The organism is Kosakonia sp. CFBP8986, assembly GCF_034044935.1.
Taxonomy (GTDB): Bacteria; Pseudomonadota; Gammaproteobacteria; order Enterobacterales; family Enterobacteriaceae; genus Kosakonia; species Kosakonia cowanii.
In genome coordinates this window covers 80,993-97,436 of the sequence record NZ_JAXCXB010000007.1, presented here as the reverse complement: position 1 = coordinate 97,436, position 16,444 = coordinate 80,993, and the positions used below count along the sequence as shown (strand labels likewise).

16 protein-coding genes are annotated in these 16,444 nt (G+C 54.1%); 8 read left to right on the top strand and 8 right to left on the bottom strand.

Going from position 1 to position 16,444, the window contains the following annotated elements; genetic code table 11:
- Positions 1-4: 4 nt before the first annotated feature.
- Genes SOM48_RS16915 through SOM48_RS16895 form a run of 5 tightly spaced genes read right to left on the bottom strand, consistent with a single transcriptional unit; the run spans position 5 to position 5,535 of the window.
- Complete coding sequence (locus SOM48_RS16915; protein ID WP_320512593.1) at positions 5-979, bottom strand: ABC transporter ATP-binding protein; 975 nt, start codon at positions 977-979, stop codon at positions 5-7.
- Positions 976-1,959: an ABC transporter ATP-binding protein gene (locus SOM48_RS16910; RefSeq protein ID WP_320512592.1), complete on the bottom strand. Its 984-nt coding sequence runs from the start codon at positions 1,957-1,959 to the stop codon at positions 976-978. The genes SOM48_RS16915 and SOM48_RS16910 overlap by 4 nt, the downstream gene beginning before the upstream one ends.
- A complete protein-coding gene (gene opp4C, locus SOM48_RS16905; RefSeq protein ID WP_076769306.1) occupies positions 1,956-2,903 on the bottom strand; it encodes an oligopeptide ABC transporter permease in 948 nt (315 codons plus the stop codon). The genes SOM48_RS16910 and opp4C overlap by 4 nt, the downstream gene beginning before the upstream one ends.
- Positions 2,904-2,905: 2 nt before the next feature.
- Positions 2,906-3,862 carry an ABC transporter permease gene (locus SOM48_RS16900; protein ID WP_054803558.1) on the bottom strand — a complete coding sequence of 319 codons (957 nt, stop codon included), beginning with the start codon at positions 3,860-3,862 and terminating at the stop codon, positions 2,906-2,908.
- Between the two features lie 47 nt (positions 3,863-3,909).
- Positions 3,910-5,535, bottom strand: a complete 1,626-nt coding sequence (locus SOM48_RS16895) for an ABC transporter substrate-binding protein (protein ID WP_414672794.1) — start codon at positions 5,533-5,535, stop codon at positions 3,910-3,912.
- Positions 5,536-6,243: 708 nt separating this feature from the next.
- Here SOM48_RS16895 and SOM48_RS16890 point away from each other — a divergent pair.
- Positions 6,244-7,098 (top strand): hypothetical protein, encoded by an 855-nt coding sequence (locus SOM48_RS16890; RefSeq protein WP_128481850.1) that lies wholly within the window; start codon positions 6,244-6,246, stop codon positions 7,096-7,098.
- A 49-nt stretch (positions 7,099-7,147) separates the two neighbouring features.
- Positions 7,148-7,987 (top strand): helix-turn-helix transcriptional regulator, encoded by an 840-nt coding sequence (locus SOM48_RS16885; protein ID WP_042715068.1) that lies wholly within the window; start codon positions 7,148-7,150, stop codon positions 7,985-7,987.
- Between the two features lie 188 nt (positions 7,988-8,175).
- Here SOM48_RS16885 and SOM48_RS16880 read toward each other — a convergent pair whose 3' ends face one another.
- From SOM48_RS16880 to SOM48_RS16870, 3 genes are all read right to left on the bottom strand, one after another.
- Positions 8,176-8,385: a hypothetical protein gene (locus tag SOM48_RS16880; RefSeq protein WP_042715070.1), complete on the bottom strand. Its 210-nt coding sequence runs from the start codon at positions 8,383-8,385 to the stop codon at positions 8,176-8,178.
- A 123-nt stretch (positions 8,386-8,508) separates the two neighbouring features.
- Complete coding sequence (locus tag SOM48_RS16875) at positions 8,509-8,952, bottom strand: hypothetical protein (RefSeq protein WP_288882699.1); 444 nt, start codon at positions 8,950-8,952, stop codon at positions 8,509-8,511.
- Positions 8,953-9,154: 202 nt separating this feature from the next.
- On the bottom strand, positions 9,155-10,111 hold the full coding sequence (locus SOM48_RS16870; protein ID WP_076769303.1) for a LacI family DNA-binding transcriptional regulator: 957 nt from the start codon (positions 10,109-10,111) through the stop codon (positions 9,155-9,157).
- Between the two features lie 292 nt (positions 10,112-10,403).
- Here SOM48_RS16870 and SOM48_RS16865 point away from each other — a divergent pair, with 292 nt between their 5' ends.
- From SOM48_RS16865 to SOM48_RS16840, 6 genes are all read left to right on the top strand, one after another.
- Positions 10,404-10,718 carry a PTS sugar transporter subunit IIB gene (locus SOM48_RS16865; RefSeq protein ID WP_042715075.1) on the top strand — a complete coding sequence of 105 codons (315 nt, stop codon included), beginning with the start codon at positions 10,404-10,406 and terminating at the stop codon, positions 10,716-10,718.
- Between the two features lie 11 nt (positions 10,719-10,729).
- Positions 10,730-12,061 (top strand): PTS sugar transporter subunit IIC, encoded by a 1,332-nt coding sequence (locus SOM48_RS16860; RefSeq protein WP_076769302.1) that lies wholly within the window; start codon positions 10,730-10,732, stop codon positions 12,059-12,061.
- Positions 12,062-12,073: 12 nt separating this feature from the next.
- Positions 12,074-13,465 carry a glycoside hydrolase family 1 protein gene (locus tag SOM48_RS16855; protein WP_320512589.1) on the top strand — a complete coding sequence of 464 codons (1,392 nt, stop codon included), beginning with the start codon at positions 12,074-12,076 and terminating at the stop codon, positions 13,463-13,465.
- A 5-nt stretch (positions 13,466-13,470) separates the two neighbouring features.
- Positions 13,471-13,776, top strand: coding sequence for a PTS lactose/cellobiose transporter subunit IIA (locus tag SOM48_RS16850; protein ID WP_094422682.1), 306 nt, complete (start codon positions 13,471-13,473; stop codon positions 13,774-13,776).
- Positions 13,777-13,920: 144 nt separating this feature from the next.
- Positions 13,921-15,300: a carbohydrate porin gene (locus tag SOM48_RS16845; protein WP_320512588.1), complete on the top strand. Its 1,380-nt coding sequence runs from the start codon at positions 13,921-13,923 to the stop codon at positions 15,298-15,300.
- A 100-nt stretch (positions 15,301-15,400) separates the two neighbouring features.
- A complete protein-coding gene (locus SOM48_RS16840) occupies positions 15,401-16,303 on the top strand; it encodes an EamA family transporter (RefSeq protein ID WP_042715084.1) in 903 nt (300 codons plus the stop codon).
- Positions 16,304-16,444 lie beyond the last annotated feature (141 nt).

The following is a 16,444-nucleotide window of genomic DNA, read 5'->3' as shown; positions in this document are numbered from 1 at the left end:
GGCACTACATCTTATCCACCCAGTGGCAGGCAACATGATGCCCGGAAGCCACTTCACGCAGCGCAGGCGCCTGTTCACGACAGATCTCCGTGGCGTGCGGGCAGCGCGACGAAAAGCGGCAGCCCGGCGGCGGTCGCGAAGGGTCGGGGATCTCGCCCTGCACTGCCGCCACCGGTTCGCGCAGCGGATCGAGAGTCGGCACGGCGGCCAGCAGCGCGCGGGTATAGGGGTGCAGCGGCTGGTTGAAGAGCGTGTCGCGGCTGGCGGTCTCCACCAGTTGCCCGAGATACATCACTGCCACGTCATCGCACAGATGTTCGACAACGCCGAGATCGTGGGAGATAAAGAGAAACGTGACGCCGAAGTCGTCGCGAAGATCGGCGAACAGGTTGATAATCTGCGCCTGAATAGAGACATCCAGCGCCGAAATCGGCTCATCGGCAATAATAAAGTCGGGGTTGAGGATAAGCGCGCGGGCAATGCCAATTCGCTGGCGCTGGCCGCCGGAAAACTCATGGGGAAAGCGGTTGTAGTGCTGCGGCGCCAGCCCGCAAACCTTCATCACCGCAATCACCTTGTCATACAGCTCTGCGCGGGTGCAGAGCTTATGCTCCAGCATCGCTTCACCAATCGCATCGCCGATGCGGATGCGCGGGTTGAGCGAGCTGTAGGGATCCTGAAACACCAGCTGGATTTTCGGTCGCAGGGCGCGCAGCGCCTTCGCCGGGAGATCGCCCAGCTCCTGGCCGCGATACTTCACGCTGCCAGCGGTTTTGTCGTACAGCCCGAGTAGCGTACGTCCGACGGTAGTTTTGCCGCTGCCGGATTCGCCGACCAGGCCAAAAATAGTGCCAGGGCGAATATTAAAACTGACGCCATCAACCGCGCGCACCTCTCCGGTCTGCTGACCAAACAGCCCATCGCGCAGCGGGAAGTACTTCTTCAGGTCGTTAACTTCAATCACATACTCTGCGCTCATGCCTGCGGCTCCGTTAACGCACTGTGAATACAGGCCGCCTGCCGGGTCTCGTCGCCCACCAGCGGCGGAATGCCGCGCCGACAGGCGTCGGTCGCGCGCTCGCAGCGATCGTAAAAGGCGCACCACGGCGGCAGTTCAGCCAGATCGGGCACCTGGCCGGGAATCGAGTAGAGCCGACGCCGCCGCTCGCCCGGCACCGGACGCGAGGCGATCAGCCCTTTGGTGTAGGGGTGCAGCGGATGACGTAACACGTCGGCGGTTGGCCCCTGTTCAACAATCCGTCCGGCGTACATCACCACCACATGCTCCGCCATCTGTGCGATCACGCCCAGATCGTGAGTGATCAACATCAGCGCCATATGGTGCGCCTGCGCCTGGTCGCGCAACAGTCGCAGGATCTGCGCCTGCACGGTGACATCCAGCGCGGTAGTTGGCTCATCGGCGATGAGCAGCTTCGGCTGGCAGCTCAGTGCCATAGCAATCATGATGCGTTGCAGCATGCCGCCGGAGAGTTGATGCGGGTAGCTGCTCATCAGGCTCTCTGCCCGCGCCAGCCCCACTTCAGCAATTAGTTGCGTTGCGCGCTGCCAGGCCGCTTTCGCTGACAGACCACGATGGCGGATCAGCGGCTCGCACAGCTGCTCACCGATGGTCAGCACCGGGTTCAGGGCGGTCATCGGCTCCTGGAAAATTATCGCCAGCTGGTTGCCGCGCAGATCGGCCATTTTCGACGGCTTCAGGCGCAGCAGATCCTCGCCCTGAAAGCGGATTTCCCCGCCATCGATGCGCGCCGCCTGCGGTGGCAGCAAACCCATCAGCGACATCGCCGTGACGCTTTTTCCGCAGCCGGATTCACCGACTACGCCGATAGTCTGCCCGGCCTTAATGGCAAAGGAGACCTCCTGCACGGCGCGCACGCGCCCCTGCTCTGCGGCAAAAGAGACGGAAAGTTGGTTGAATGTGACCAGCGGTTCGCTCATTTCAGGCTCCGTTTCATCTTCGGATCGAGCGCATCGCGCAGGCCATCGCCCAGCACGTTAATGGCAATCACGGTAATAAAAATGGCAATCCCTGGCGGCATCCACAGCCACGGACGACGTTGAAAATCGATCAGGCTGTTGGCGGCATCCATCATATTGCCCCACGACGGTGTCGGCGGTACTACGCCCATGCCAAGGTAGCTGAGCGCCGACTCCATCAAAATGGCATTCGCCACCGCCATGGTCGCCATCACCACCAGAATCGGCACCGTGTTGGGCAACAGGTGACCAAACAGACGGCGACGCGAGGAGAGGCCCAGCACCTGGGTGGCCAGCATAAAATCGCGCTCGCGCAGGGAGAGGATCTGCCCGCGCACCAGCCGCGCCAGCTTCGGCCACTCCAGTAGACTCAGCATCACCACCACCATGTAAATACGCGACTCAGCGGGGAAATCGAGTTCCGACAGCATCGCCCCGGCGACAATCAGCAGCGGCAGGCTTGGGATGGTCATCACCAGATCCGCCAGCCGCATAATCACTTTATCGGTCCAGCCACCCGCATAGCCCGACAGGGCGCCAAGCAGGTAGCCGAGCGCCACGGAGAGCAGCATGGTCAGCAGGCCAATAATCAGCGAAATACGTCCGGCCAACAGCAGGCGGGTGTAGACATCGCGCCCGAGGAAATCGGTGCCGAGCCAGTGCGCAGCACCAGGCGGCTTGTTGATCATCAGTGCATCGGTAGCGTCGTTTTTCCACGGTGACCAGATAGGCCCGACAACGCACCAGACAGCCATCACAATCAGCGCCAGCAGGCAGAGCATCGCCAGCCGGTTGTGACGCAGCGCGCGCCACGCCTGTCGCCACGGTGACGGCGTCGCCTGAGCCAGCGCCGGGATCTCTGCTTTGCGCAGACGGCGGTTGGTTGAGAAGAGTGAACCCAGCATCATCACCTCACCCGGATACGCGGGTCAGCCCACGCGTAGAGCACATCGGCAATCAGGTTGCCGACAATGGTTAATACCGCCAGGAAGAGGGTGAAACCCATCAGCACGGGGTAATCCCGCGCGGCCAGCGAATCGATATGAATATGCCCGGCACCCGGCCAGTTAAACACTTTTTCAGTGATGATCGCCCCGGAAAAAAGCCCCGGCAGCTCAAAACCGAGCAGAGTGATAATCGGCAGCAGGGCATTGCGCAGCGCGTGTTTGAAGATCACCGTGCGCTCGCGCAGCCCTTTGGCGCGGGCGGTGCGGATAAAGTCCATCTTCACCACATCGAGCATGCTGGCGCGGAAGTAGCGCGTCAGGCTGCCCGCCTGCAACATCACCAGCGCCAGCACCGGCAGCGCCAGATGCGCGGCAACCTGCATCACCCACGCCCAGCCGCTTTCATCGCTGCCGGTATTGGTCATGCCGCCCACCGGCAGCCAGTGCAGATCAACGGCGAACCACTTAATCAGCAGCAGGCAGAGGAAGAAGGTCGGAAAGGACATGGCGGCGAAGACCACCACGCTCACCACGTGGTCAAACAGCGAATTGGGTTTTAGCGCTGAAGCAATGCCGACCGCGAGGCCAATCCCCCAATAGAAAACCAGCGCGATACTTGCCAGCAGGAAGGAGTTCCAGATGTACTGGTTCAAAAGTTGGCTGACCGGGATCTGGTATTGCAGCGAGAAGCCGAGATCGCCGCGCAGCAGCTGGCCAAGCCAGTGCAGATAGCGGGTAAAAAGAGGCTGATCGAGGCCGTAAATCGCTTTCAGTTCAGCGGCGCGGGCGGCGGTCAGGGTGATATTACCGTCGATAAAGTCGCCCGGTGTTTTGGCGAACAGCATAAAGATGATCAGTGAAGCCAGCAGCAGCATCGGCACGGTTTGCAGCAGCCGCCTGAGGATAAAGTTTCCCATAACGCTCTCATGCCCGCCGCCGGGCATTCCCGGCGGCGGTAAAGGTCTTACTTAACGATTTTGACATCCGGCAGGCTGCCGGTCAGGCCGTTATAGATGTCCGGTTTGAAGCCGGTCACACGGGCGCTGCTCGCCGACAAAATCTGGCGGTAGCCGAGGAGAATCACCGGCGGATCGTCGGCCAGCACTTTATAGAGCTGGTGATAGATAGGCTTGCGTTTCTCGACATCCAGTTCGGCGTTGCCTTCGTTAATCAGCTTATCGACCTGCGGATTGTTATAGCCCGACTCTTTCGATTCCGTGCTGTAGTAATCCCAGACGCCATCATGGGGATCGTTCAGCGTGCTGGTGCTAAACGAGACGAGATCATAGTTGCCCGCTTTGCGTTGAGACATCAGGGCGTTAAAGTCCACCACCTGCGGCTTCAGCAATACGCCAATCTGCTGCCAGTTCTCTTTGGCGATAGGGATTAGCGCATCGTTGAGCACTTTTTTGCTCACCAGCAGCGTCAGTTCGAGACGTTTGCCCTCTTTTACGCGGATGCCGTCCGGGCCCGGTTTCCAGCCTGCTTCATCAAGCAGCTTTTTCGCCTGTGCCGGATCGTACTTATAAGGGTTTACGCCATCGGCGTTATAGGCCCAGGAGATGGGCGCGATCGGCTCAATCGCCACTTTGCCGTAGCCCTGATAGACCACATCAATCAGTTTCTGGCGATCGAGGCCATAAATCAGTGCCTGTCGCACTTTCGCATCCTGCAACGCCGGGCGATGCACGTTGAACTCCACTTTGCTGTAGTCGCTGGAGCCGTAGAGGTTGATATTGGCGAAGCCCAGCATTTTGAGCTGCTCAATATCATCCGGGCGCGAGGTAAACGCGTCGTAATCGGTCTCGCCGGTCTGGAAAAGCTGGAAGTTGGTCGACGGGTTGGTCACGCGATAGATAAAGCGCGGCGTCGGCGGTGTACCACGGTAGAAATGGGTATTGGCGTGGAAGCGGATCTCCTGGCCTGGAATGTATTTGTCGTAGACGTACGGCCCGTTACCGAGCGGCTTGCCGTGCAGTGTGCGTAAATAGTCGAGATTGCCGCGCTGATACCCTTTACCGTAATAGGCTTTCGACAGCACTGGCCCGCCGATTTTCGCCAGCGTCGTCGCGCCCGGCTGGGTGGTGGTCACTTGCAGCGTGTGGGCATCGATCACTTTCAGGCCGCTGACGCTCTCCGCTTTGCCCGCTTTATACTCCGCGCCGCCCGCGATATTCGCTAACGTGATATCGGTATCGCCGTCATATTTCGGGTCATAAAGCACGGTTAAGGTGAAGGCCACATCTTCTGCGGTGAGCGGTGAACCGTCACTAAAGGTCAAATTGGGGCGCAGCTTGATGGTGTAGACCTTATTGTCCGGGCTGATGGTCCAGCTCTCTGCCAGACCCGGCACCAGCTTGCCGTGGCTATCCCAGTCGATCAGGCGCGAGAAGATGACGTTAGTGACGTTCTCATCCCAACCGTTAACGAAAAAGTAGGGGTTAAAAATGCCCTGTGGCTCAGAGATGCCGGCCACAACGGTATCTTTACGTAATTTCGCCGCCGTCGGGATCTGGCTGGCATCCGTTGCGGGTGTGATGCCCTCTTTTAAGGGTTCATCGGCGAAAGAGGCGGTGGAAAACGCCACCATGCCGCTGAGCAACGCAATTTTCAGCGCAAGGGTGAAGTGCGTGGGCTTTGTTGTTAAGCGATTCAGTAACCTGGCCAAAATTGCTCCCTCATCAAGTCATTGCATGAAATTTACAAATCATGACGAAAGATAAGAGTCGCTCATCAACCTGTCTAACAACGAAAACGTATGGCTTATAGCAAACTGACCTTAGCAATCTTATGGCTAACCAGCTGACTTTTTTAGCTAAGGATTAACCTGGTTATCTTCTAATAAAGAAAACGCGTTAAATCGCGCGGATGGTGCCCGGCCGACCGGTGGGAGAGTGTGACAATGGCTTAGCAAGCTGGTTAGTCAGCCAGGCGTAATAAAAATACCCGCTTGAGATTATTTATTGAACAGGCCATTATTATTTGCAGACAAAAAGAAAAAACAGAAGAATATTCTTAACGAAAGCGCAATTCCTGCTAATTATCTACAGAGAGATTATTATCACTAAAAGCTTTTTTGCATGAGATAATAAATTCCTGGTTTTACTTATCGCTTTATTACTGCCTGAATCACGCTATTCCGCGATCAAATACACAATTTTATGTGACACAGATCACATAAAATTGTCTGTTTGCCGCTAACCCTTTTTTTGCCGATTTGAAAAAAGCAGCAACAAAAAATATCTTACTTAATAGACCAGGAGGTTGCTTTAACCATTTAACAACGAGGGTTAAATAAATGGCATCACAACAGTGCCGCATGGGGAATAGTAATAAAAGCAATCACACTTCAGGAATATTAATTACTCTTTATCATGCCCGCCGCGACATCATTTGCTTTGGTATAGTAGGTTTTATGTTGGCGATACTGAGTACATTTTATTACCCTCAACAATGGCTCACATCACTCACCATCAGCTCTGCAGAAAAATTTTCTCTTTATCCCCTGATGGCCTGTATACAAAACTTTTATGGTGCAGAGGTGGTAATTGAAGCTGACGATTTTTTTAATGACTACCTTATTTACTTAAAAAAAGTTATCGCTCGCGGCGAGTGGCAGGATATCTATCTTGATGATTCCAGTCCTAATCAGATTAGAATATCCCTACTCTCGTGGTTTGCCGGCGCGCAGAATACGTCAATTCAGCTGGTGCTGCAGCAAGCGAACAATGAGCAGCAGAGCATGATTAACGAAATCAGCAAATGTTATTTAGAAGATATTAACCACACGTTTTACCGTATAGATAAAGAGTCTTATCAACTCTATCCCGTGCGAATGCGCTACAGCATCAGGATGTTTGTTGCTACTGCCACGGGAGTGATTGGCGTCAGTTTATTTGTTCTGCTCAGGGAAAAATGGCGGCAACTTGCCAGAGACTTTTACTATCAAAGAAACGAGGATGTTATGGAACGGAATAACCATGAGCCGGATCGGTTCAAAGAAAATTGCACTGAAGAGAAATACTGGCAGGACGAAGAAGGAAATAAAAAAAAGAAGGTTGCAGACGGAACGATTGCAGCAATAACCATCTATTTGATCATGTTGGTCGTCAGCTTGATTTGGCTCGGTCTGGAAATTTATACCGGGCTTTAAAAAGAAAATACCTCTCATACTTGCAGGTATAAATAAAGGGAGTTTTTGTATGTCTGCTGAGATCATCGTCTTTAGCTATTCCTGGCCTGCGCTCCTGGCCATCACCGCATTTTTTGAAAAAAACAGCTTTATCGTTATAAAAATATATCAGGATGAGCAAAAGCTTTTAGAGGCCCTGCATAAAAACACCTCACTTCCCTTAATCATTGATGCGTCACCGCACCGTAAGGTATTACTTATTGCAGCGGTCGCCTCAACGTCACGCCTGCGCGCCGTATTCTTTACCGCGCGTAAAATCCATCTCAATGACAAAGTCGTTGCTGAATTTTATTTTGAAGAGAAGCGCTGCATAACGCATTCGAAACTCATTACTCTGACCCGTGCAGAGATAGAGACAGCGATGCGTGTGGATCGCTCACCGGTCTGCCTTTCGCCAGGCATTATGCGACCGAGAATGATGAATCTGCTCTATGACAGGCAAACGTTATATAAAGAGATTCAGGACAAAATCTATCATCGACTTTATTTACTGGGCGCAACGCCCAATGAGATTAACACCCTGCGACTGCTTATTGCGGGTTTTTCCATACAGAAAATAGCGGAATTAAAGAACCTACAGATTAAAACGATATATGCCTACAAATCACAACTCGCGCAAAAAATTGAGCACACCATGTCTTCCCGTGAGTTGATTCGCGTATTAAGTGTTGAGGATAAAAACCAGGATAACGAGTGCCTTAACCATTTGTACAAGACGCGCTGTAATAATGAGAGAGCGCTCTGCGAAACCTGCCCGCTTTACCACTTCTGCTATGACTCAGAATCTGACAAATGTAATTTACCCTGCCATGAAGGATGTAAAACAGGGACAGATGAGAACCCTCCCTGATCACGTTATTTAATCTGATAGTGAAATCCGGGGCTTTATAACGCACGGCCATCTCGCTATATTCCACTCATTATTTCTGCGCTTTCAGAACGCATTCGCCTGGGCATTAGGGATTATTCCAGCCTTCTTTTTTACATTGAAGGTAGTGCCCAGACGAATGCTTTTTACTTTCTGCACGCCTGCCTGTTTTAGGTTTTCTCATCAGCATGATTTTTAATCAGGCTGACCGCCACCACCTCTATCTCGCGCAGCGTCATATATTTCAGCCGATCCCCATCAAGCTCCAGTCGGACTGTGCGAAATACACGCCCATCCGTCAGGGAGACCAGCGGACAATAGAGGCGGCTGGCGAGGTTAGTAATGCCGGCAACTTTCCAGAGGCTCTCTCTCTTTTCCACGGCTCTTCTCCTTAGCTCTGCGGCGGCCTGCCAAAAAAAAGCCGGTCCACAGACCGGCAAATCTAACAAGTCGTACAAGTCAGACCATCAACGCAGGGGTATATGAAAAAACGCACTCTCAATTCAGTAACAGGCTGCCATTTGCATGGTGTGGCAGCAGGGTGAGAACCATTCAATATCGCCGGAATAACGTCGGCTTTCTGGCTTAAACGGCACGCTGTAGCTGGTCAGCCGTGAACGATTATCGCTAAGCCCCATAAAACAGGTGCAGCAGGATGCACACAGATCGCAAGAGAGGGGGCACTCTGACAGGTTGCGGAAATAGTCCCGATGCCGCAGCCCATCAAGGTCGGTGCTTTTTTGCTTTTCGCCGGCGATGCGGACGAAATGTCTGGCCACCGTATTGCGGCCAGAGGTAAGAAAGGGGGTAAATGAATCCGTCGACACCTGTACGATCGCAGCGGATATTGGCTTCTGAATATGTGAATCCGCAGGCATGGCGACCATCATAATAATAAAAGCGAACAGGATTTTTATCCCTGAATCACATATATTCGAGTGCCGCATAGCTACCTTCCTTATTAAAAGAATGGATTTTACAGGTACGACTCGATACCGATTAAGCTCCCTTAAAATCGATGTATGATAGGTTTGTTTATTTTCTATTACATTTCAATAGCGAAGGATGAGTTTGGGAAAGGTTAACCGCCGAAGAGAGTATTCTTATCCACTATAAAATAAAAAAGCCTCCGTCTGGAGGCCCATTTATTTAGCGTTTTCTTACATCCGGAATAATTAAATCCCCGCGAACGCGATATGTCCCTAATACGCTCTGCGTTTTTTCATTGAGCCACGACACAATACGCGCGGCCATTGCATCCATTGAATATTCAATTGCCGGAATCGTCGGAATACCCGGCAGATGCAGCGAGCCGGCGAGGCTGAAGACCATAATATCTTCCGGCACCGACTTATTAAACGCCTGTAACTGCGGGATCACGCGCTGCGCTTCCTGCTCATCGGCAACCAGTAACGCGTTGAAGTTAAGCGTGGTGGCGTTGTTCAGCAGCACCTGCAGCGCCACGGATGATGAGGTGTCATCCATAAAGACCAGGTTGCGGTTAAAGGGCAGGAAATTGTTTTCCAGCGCCAGTTTATAACCGTGCAGCACCTGTTCGGCGGCGGCATTATGCGGGTGGATAAGCGCGATCTGACGGCGGCCCTGGCTTGTCAGGTAGTTGCAGGCGGTTTCGGCGGCAAAGGCGCGATCGAACTGAATGCTGTTAAGCGTGGTATCGGCAGACTCGACGCAATCCACGAGAATCACATTCTCGTCATCAATGGATAGCGGAAAACGGGCGCCAATAATCAGCACATCGTCACACAGCCCGCAGGTCAGCTCATCCAGCGCGCTCATCACCTCCGCTTTGGTGTTAGCGAAGCGCAGCAGCAGGTGCTTCTGGCTCTGGCTGAGATGCTTCTCCAGCGCGTAGAGGTAACCGGTGGTCTGGTTAACGTTCTCCTGGGCGCAAATCACTCCGATGCAGCCTGTCGACTGGCTGAGCAGCGACTGGGCGATAACATTGGGCCGATAGTTCAGCTCATCGACCGCTTTCAGTACCGCGAGGCGGCTGGCTTCCTTAACGCCGCGCGAACCGCTCAACACCCGTGAGACTGTGGCTTTCGACACCCCAGCTAAACGTGATACATCGTTGATTGTAGACATCTTTCTCCCCTGGCAGGCGCAAGGTGCGCCCGCAAAAAACAGACACTGCAATGGCTAATCTATAACCACCGCGAGTATAGCCGTTTCTTTTTTTCATGGAAACCGATTTTCCATTTGCGCCGTTTTGCCTGTTCAAATGGCGCAATTTCGTGACGGAAATCCAATAACTCAGCCTTATTATTTACAGATATTGACAGCTATCACACTTCTATGGCGAATCCATGGAAACCGGTTTCCATATGATATCCAATCGTCTCCGCAATAACTTTTTACACTTCGAGGACGGTTAACGATGTTCAGGATCATGTTGTGTTGCTCAGCCGGTATGTCCACCAGTCTGCTGGTCAGAAAAATGGAAGAGGCGGCGAAAGCCCGCGATATCCCGGTTGAGATCGACGCGTACGGCGTAGCTGAGTTTGATCTGCAGTTTCCACGCTACCAGGTCGTGCTTCTCGGTCCACAAGTTAAATACATGTTAAAAACACTGGCAGAAAAGGCCGCCGCCCAGGGCATTCCGGTACAACCCATCAACCCGATGGATTACGGCATGCAACGTGGCGACGAGGTACTGGACTATGCTCTGTCGCTGATTGAAGCGGCACATTAAAAGGTGTTCTTATGAGTTCCCTCTACCAATCCATGATTACGGTGATTGAGCAAAGCATCACGCCGCTAGCCGGTCGTCTCGGTCAGCAAAAGTACGTTATCGCCATCCGCGACGGCTTTACCGCCGCGCTGCCGTTTATGATCATCGGCTCATTTATGCTGGTGTTTATCTTCCCGCCCTTTTCAGCGGATACCACCGTCGGCTTCGCCCGCGCGTGGCTTGATTTCTCGACCGAATACCGCGAACAGCTGATGTTGCCATTTAACCTCAGCATGGGGGTGATGACCTTTTTCATCTCTGTCGGTATTGGCGCCAGTCTCGGTCGCCAGTTTAATCTCGACCCGGTAATGACCGGCCTGCTGGCGTTTATGGCCTTTCTGCTGGTCGCCGCGCCTTACAAAGATGGCACCATCTCGACGCAGTATCTCTCGGGCCAGGGCATCTTTACGGCGCTTATCACCTCGATCTACTCGTCACGGGTTTATGCCTGGCTGAAACAGCACAAGATCACTATTCGTCTGCCGAAAGAGGTGCCGACCGGCGTGGCCCGCTCGTTTGAGATCCTCATTCCGGTGCTGGTGATTATTGGCACGCTGCACCCGCTTAACCTCTTTATCGAAGCGCAAACCGGCATGATTATGCCGCAGGCGATTATGCATCTGCTTGAGCCGCTGGTTTCCGCCTCCGACTCGCTGCCCGCGGTTCTGCTCTCTGTGCTGCTGTGCCAGATTTTCTGGTTTGCCGGCATCCACGGTTCGCTGATTGTCACCGGCATCATGAACCCGTTCTGGATGGCCAACCTCTCCGCGAACCAGGCCGCACTGGCCGCGGGCGCAGCGTTACCGCACGTCTATTTGCAAGGCTTCTGGGATCACTACCTGCTGATTGGCGGTGTCGGTTCCACGCTACCGCTGGCCTTCCTGTTACTACGCAGCCGCGTCACCCATTTGCGTACCATCGGCAAAATGGGCGTGGTGCCGAGCTTCTTCAACATCAACGAACCGATTCTCTTCGGTGCGCCGATCATCATGAACCCGATGCTGTTTGTGCCGTTTGTCTGCGTTCCGCTGATTAACGCCGTGCTCGCCTGGACCGCCACCAAAATGGGGCTGCTGGCCCAGGTAGTCTCTCTGACGCCGTGGACAACGCCTGCGCCAATCGGTGCTTCATGGGCGGCAAACTGGGCCTTTAGCCCACTGGTAATGTGTTTGATCTGTATGGTGATGTCCGCCCTGATGTATCTGCCTTTCCTGCGCGCTTACGAGCACTCGCTGATGAAAGCAGAAGAGGAAAAAGCCGCGCAGAGCAGCGCCCCGATGGCGGAAACCGTCAGCAGTAATTAAAAGGAGCCGGTAATGAAATATGAATTTCCCGCAAACTTCTGGTGGGGCAGCGCCTGCTCTGCGCTGCAAACCGAAGGGGAAAGCGAACAGGGCGGTAAAAGCGCCACCACGTGGGATGCCTGGTTTGCCCGTCAGCCGTGGCGTTTTCATCAGCAGGTGGGGCCGCAGCAGACGTCGACCTTTTACCGCCACTGGCGCCAGGATATCGCCCTGCTCAAACAGCTTAAGCACAACAGCTTTCGCACCTCACTGAGCTGGGCACGTCTCATCCCGGACGGTACCGGCGAGGTGAACCCGCAGGCAGTAGCGTTTTATAACAGTGTGATTGACGAACTGCTGGCGCAGGGCATTACGCCGTTTATTACCCTGTTCCACTTCGATATGCCGATGGTGATGCAGGAGAAGGGCGGCTGGGAGAGCCGGGAAGTGGTCGACGCCTTCAGCCGCTATGCGCAGATCTGCTTTGAGCTGTTCGGCGATCGCGTGCATCACTGGTTCACGTTCAACGAGCCGATTGTGCCGGTGGAAGGCGGGTATCTTTACGATTTCCACTACCCGAACGTGGTCGATTTTAAACGCGCGGCCACGGTGGCTTACAACACGGTTCTGGCTCACGCCAGCGCGGTGCGCGCCTTTCGCGCCGGGCATCATCCCGGTGAGATTGGCATTGTGCTCAACCTGACGCCCTCTTATCCGCGTTCGCAGCACCCGGCGGATGTGAAGGCGGCGCACTACGCTGACTTACTGTTTAACCGCAGTTTTCTCGACCCGGTACTGCGTGGCGAGTATCCCGCTGACCTGGTGGCGCTGCTGAAAGAGCACAATCAGCTGCCCGCCTGCCAGCCGGACGATATTGCGCTGATTGCAGAAGGGAAGATCGATCTGCTCGGCATCAACTATTACCAGCCGCGGCGGGTAAAGTGCCGGGAGAGCGCGGTCAATCCCGATTCACCGTTTATGCCGGAGTGGTTGTTTGATTATTACGATATGCCGGGCCGTAAAATGAACCCTTATCGCGGGTGGGAAATTTATGAACCGGGTATTTACGATATTCTCACCAACCTGCGCATTAATTACGGTAACCCACGCTGTTTTATTTCTGAAAACGGTATGGGTGTCGAGAATGAACAGCGGTTTATTGAAAATGGCCAAATAAACGATAGCTACCGAATTAATTTCGTTCGCGATCACCTTATTTGGCTGCATAAAGGGATTAGCGAAGGCAGCAACTGTCTTGGCTACCATATGTGGACCTTTATTGATAACTGGTCGTGGTGTAATGCCTATAAAAACCGCTACGGTTTTGTGCAATTAGATCTCGACACCCAACAACGCACCGTTAAAAAAAGCGGAGAGTGGTTTGCTGCCACCGCTGAAACTAATGGTTTCACTACCCAGGATTGAAAATTATGGTCGCACTTGAAGAGGCGGTAATGGAGATTATCGTCAACGCCGGGCAGTCGCGCAGCCTCTGCTTTGAAGCCCTGCGCTCCGCGCGCGAAGGCAACATCGATGAAGCAAAACTGCTGTTGAAAGAGGCCGATGGCTATGCGCGCCAGGCGCACCAGATGCAAACCAAATTAATCGAACAGGATGCTGGCGAAGGCCGCCAGCCGATGACCTTAATTATGGTGCATGCGCAGGACCATTTAATGACGTCGTTATTAGCTCGCGAATTATCTGAGGAGATCGTTCAGCTTTATCAGCGTAACTGAGTGGAGAATTGATTACGGTAAATCTTAATACGTCTGTACCCAACTTAATAAAATAAAGCAGTCTGTTTTGATGATGGCAATATTCCACTCCGTAACGGAGCGGAAGGTTATTGTCTGAGAACAACTTACTATATTGAGATAACCATGAAGATAAATAAAAAACTTCCAGTGGCGCTGGCGGTTGCGGCTACACTTTGCTCTGGTTCCGCCCTCGCCCAGGAGTTTACGCAAGAGCAAATTGACGCCATTGTCGCAAAAGCGGTGGATAAAGCGCTGGCGGAACGCCAGGCAAAAATGGACGCCGCAATTAATAAAAAAGCCGATGTGGTGGTTGAGCCGCAAAGCGCGGCGCAAACCCCCGATCTGGCGATCCCTTACGGCGTGAAATTTACCGGTTACGCCCGCTATGGCGCACATTACCAGTCCGGCGATCAGAAATATGTTGGCGTTGATGGCTCTTACAACGGCGCGTCGGCGATTGGTCGTCTTGGCAACGAAGGCAACGGCGGCGAATTCCAGCTCTCGAAAGCGTTCAAAGGCGATAACGGCGCGATCTGGGACATCAACGTGATGTTTGATCACTGGGGCGATGAAGTTAACCTGAAAAAAGCCTACGCTGGCGTGACTAATCTGCTGGCCTCCAACCCTAACGCCTACTTCTGGGCGGGGCGTGATTTCCACCAGCGTCCGCAGCAGGGGATCAACGACTACTTCTGGATGAACCACGACGGTCAGGGCGCAGGGGTGAAAAACTTCGATATCGGCGGCGTGCAGTTTGACGTTGCGGCCGTTGGCTCGATCGAATCCTGTAGCCCGGAAGTGCTGGAGGATGAATCCAACCCGTCGCGCATTACCTGTACCGGCAGCTCTAACGTTGGCGATAAAGGTAACTATGCGGTCACCTCAAAAGTGCACGGCATGAAAGTCGGCCCGCTCGATCTGGAGATTTACGCCAACTATGGCTTTGACTCGAAAGCGGTGGATCGCGACGAGCGCCTGCACGCCTGGCAGGGCGGCGCGGTGCTGAGCCATACCTACGACAGCGGCATCAACAAACTGATCGCCCGCTACTCCGATAACTCGGACAACAGCGTCTTTAACAAAACCGACGATCTGAAGGCCATCTACACCAGCTTTGAAGGGACCTATAAATTCACCCAGCAAACCCAGGTGGATTACCTGCTCGCCTTCCATGATTACGACAACAGCAGCATAAAAACGGATAACCGCCGCAACTATGGCGCGATTGTTCGCCCGATGCACTGGTGGAACGATGTGCACTCGACCTGGCTGGAGCTGGGCTACCAGCGCGTGGATTATGATGATGGCGGCGACAACCACGGCTGGAAAGCCACGCTGTCGCAGAACATCTCTATCGCGATGGGGCCGGAGTTCCGCCCGATGCTGCGCTTCTACGTGACCGGCGGCGAAGTGGATAACAAACGCACCGCACGCGTTAACGGCACCAACGATACCTCCCTCGACTCGCTCAACATCGGCGCGATGTGGGAAGCCTGGTGGTAAGGTAACAGCCCGGAGGCGGTTCCCCTCATGCCGCCTCCGGTTCCCGCCCGGCCCTGTGTTATGCTTCTTAACCTGTTAATAAGTTATCAACGGGTTAGCGATGAGTTCGACGAAAAAAGGGATGCTCTGCGTGCTCGCAGCGGCAGTGCTGTGGGGCAGTTCCGGCGTATGTGCGCAATTTATTATGGAGAAGAGCGCCATCTCTGCGCAGTGGCTGACCATGACGCGTCTGCTGTTTACTGGCGTGATCCTGCTTACGCTGTCGTTTGTTCACGGCGACAAGATTTTTACCATTCTGAAGAACCGTAAAGATGCGCTGAGCCTGCTCTTCTTCTCACTGTTTGGCGCGATGGTGGTGCAACTGAGCTTCCTGGTGACCATCGAGAAATCCAACGCCGCCACCGCCACGGTGCTGCAATTCCTCTCGCCGACGATTATCGTCGCGTGGTTTGCGCTGGTACGCAAAGCGCGCCCGACGCTGCTGGTCTCAGCGGCGATCATGACCTCGTTAATCGGCACCTTCCTGCTGGTGACGCACGGTAATCTCACCTCGCTCTCCATCTCCTCCGGCGCGTTGGTATGGGGGATTATTTCCGCCTTTTCCGCCGCTTTTTACACCACTTATCCTTCGGCGCTGATTGCCCGTTACGGCACGCTGCCGATTGTCGGCTGGAGTATGTTGCTGGCGGGGTTAATGCTGACGCCGTTCTATGCCGGGCAGGGGAGTGATTTTGTCATTGACGGCGCGCTGTTGATGGCCTTTTTCTACCTGGTGGTGATTGGTACGGCGGTGACCTTTAGCCTTTATTTGAAGGGCGCGCAGATGATTGGCGGCTCGAAAGCGAGCATCTTAAGCTGCGCCGAACCGCTCAGTAGCGCCCTGCTTTCGGTGGCGCTGCTCGGGGTGGTGTTCACATTGCCGGACTGGCTCGGCACGCTGTTGATTGTCTCATCGGTGTTGCTCATCGCGCTGGATTCACGCCGCAAGGTGCGCGCCGCATAACCAATATCGGCACATTGCCCGATGGCGGCTGCGCCTTATCGGGCCTACGCGAATTGTTGGCCGGGTAAGCGGAGCGCCTCCCGGCACATTGCCCGATGGCGGCTACGCCTTATCGGGCCTACGCGAATTGTAGGCCGGGTA

Bases quoted from the DNA above. Each gene is read 5' to 3' on its own strand.
- SOM48_RS16870 (WP_076769303.1), bottom strand. From the start codon at position 10,111: ATGTCTACAATCAACGATGTATCACGTTTAGCTGGGGTGTCGAAAGCC.
- SOM48_RS16895 (WP_414672794.1), bottom strand. From the start codon at position 5,535: ATGGTGGCGTTTTCCACCGCCTCTTTCGCCGATGAACCCTTAAAAGAG.
- SOM48_RS16840 (WP_042715084.1), top strand. From the start codon at position 15,401: ATGAGTTCGACGAAAAAAGGGATGCTCTGCGTGCTCGCAGCGGCAGTG.
- SOM48_RS16875 (WP_288882699.1), bottom strand. From the start codon at position 8,952: ATGCGGCACTCGAATATATGTGATTCAGGGATAAAAATCCTGTTCGCT.
- SOM48_RS16890 (WP_128481850.1), top strand. From the start codon at position 6,244: ATGGCATCACAACAGTGCCGCATGGGGAATAGTAATAAAAGCAATCAC.
- SOM48_RS16915 (WP_320512593.1), bottom strand. From the start codon at position 979: ATGAGCGCAGAGTATGTGATTGAAGTTAACGACCTGAAGAAGTACTTC.
- SOM48_RS16865 (WP_042715075.1), top strand. From the start codon at position 10,404: ATGTTCAGGATCATGTTGTGTTGCTCAGCCGGTATGTCCACCAGTCTG.
- SOM48_RS16900 (WP_054803558.1), bottom strand. From the start codon at position 3,862: ATGGGAAACTTTATCCTCAGGCGGCTGCTGCAAACCGTGCCGATGCTG.
- SOM48_RS16860 (WP_076769302.1), top strand. From the start codon at position 10,730: ATGAGTTCCCTCTACCAATCCATGATTACGGTGATTGAGCAAAGCATC.
- SOM48_RS16845 (WP_320512588.1), top strand. From the start codon at position 13,921: ATGAAGATAAATAAAAAACTTCCAGTGGCGCTGGCGGTTGCGGCTACA.
- SOM48_RS16910 (WP_320512592.1), bottom strand. From the start codon at position 1,959: ATGAGCGAACCGCTGGTCACATTCAACCAACTTTCCGTCTCTTTTGCC.
- SOM48_RS16850 (WP_094422682.1), top strand. From the start codon at position 13,471: ATGGTCGCACTTGAAGAGGCGGTAATGGAGATTATCGTCAACGCCGGG.
- opp4C (WP_076769306.1), bottom strand. From the start codon at position 2,903: ATGCTGGGTTCACTCTTCTCAACCAACCGCCGTCTGCGCAAAGCAGAG.
- SOM48_RS16885 (WP_042715068.1), top strand. From the start codon at position 7,148: ATGTCTGCTGAGATCATCGTCTTTAGCTATTCCTGGCCTGCGCTCCTG.
- SOM48_RS16855 (WP_320512589.1), top strand. From the start codon at position 12,074: ATGAAATATGAATTTCCCGCAAACTTCTGGTGGGGCAGCGCCTGCTCT.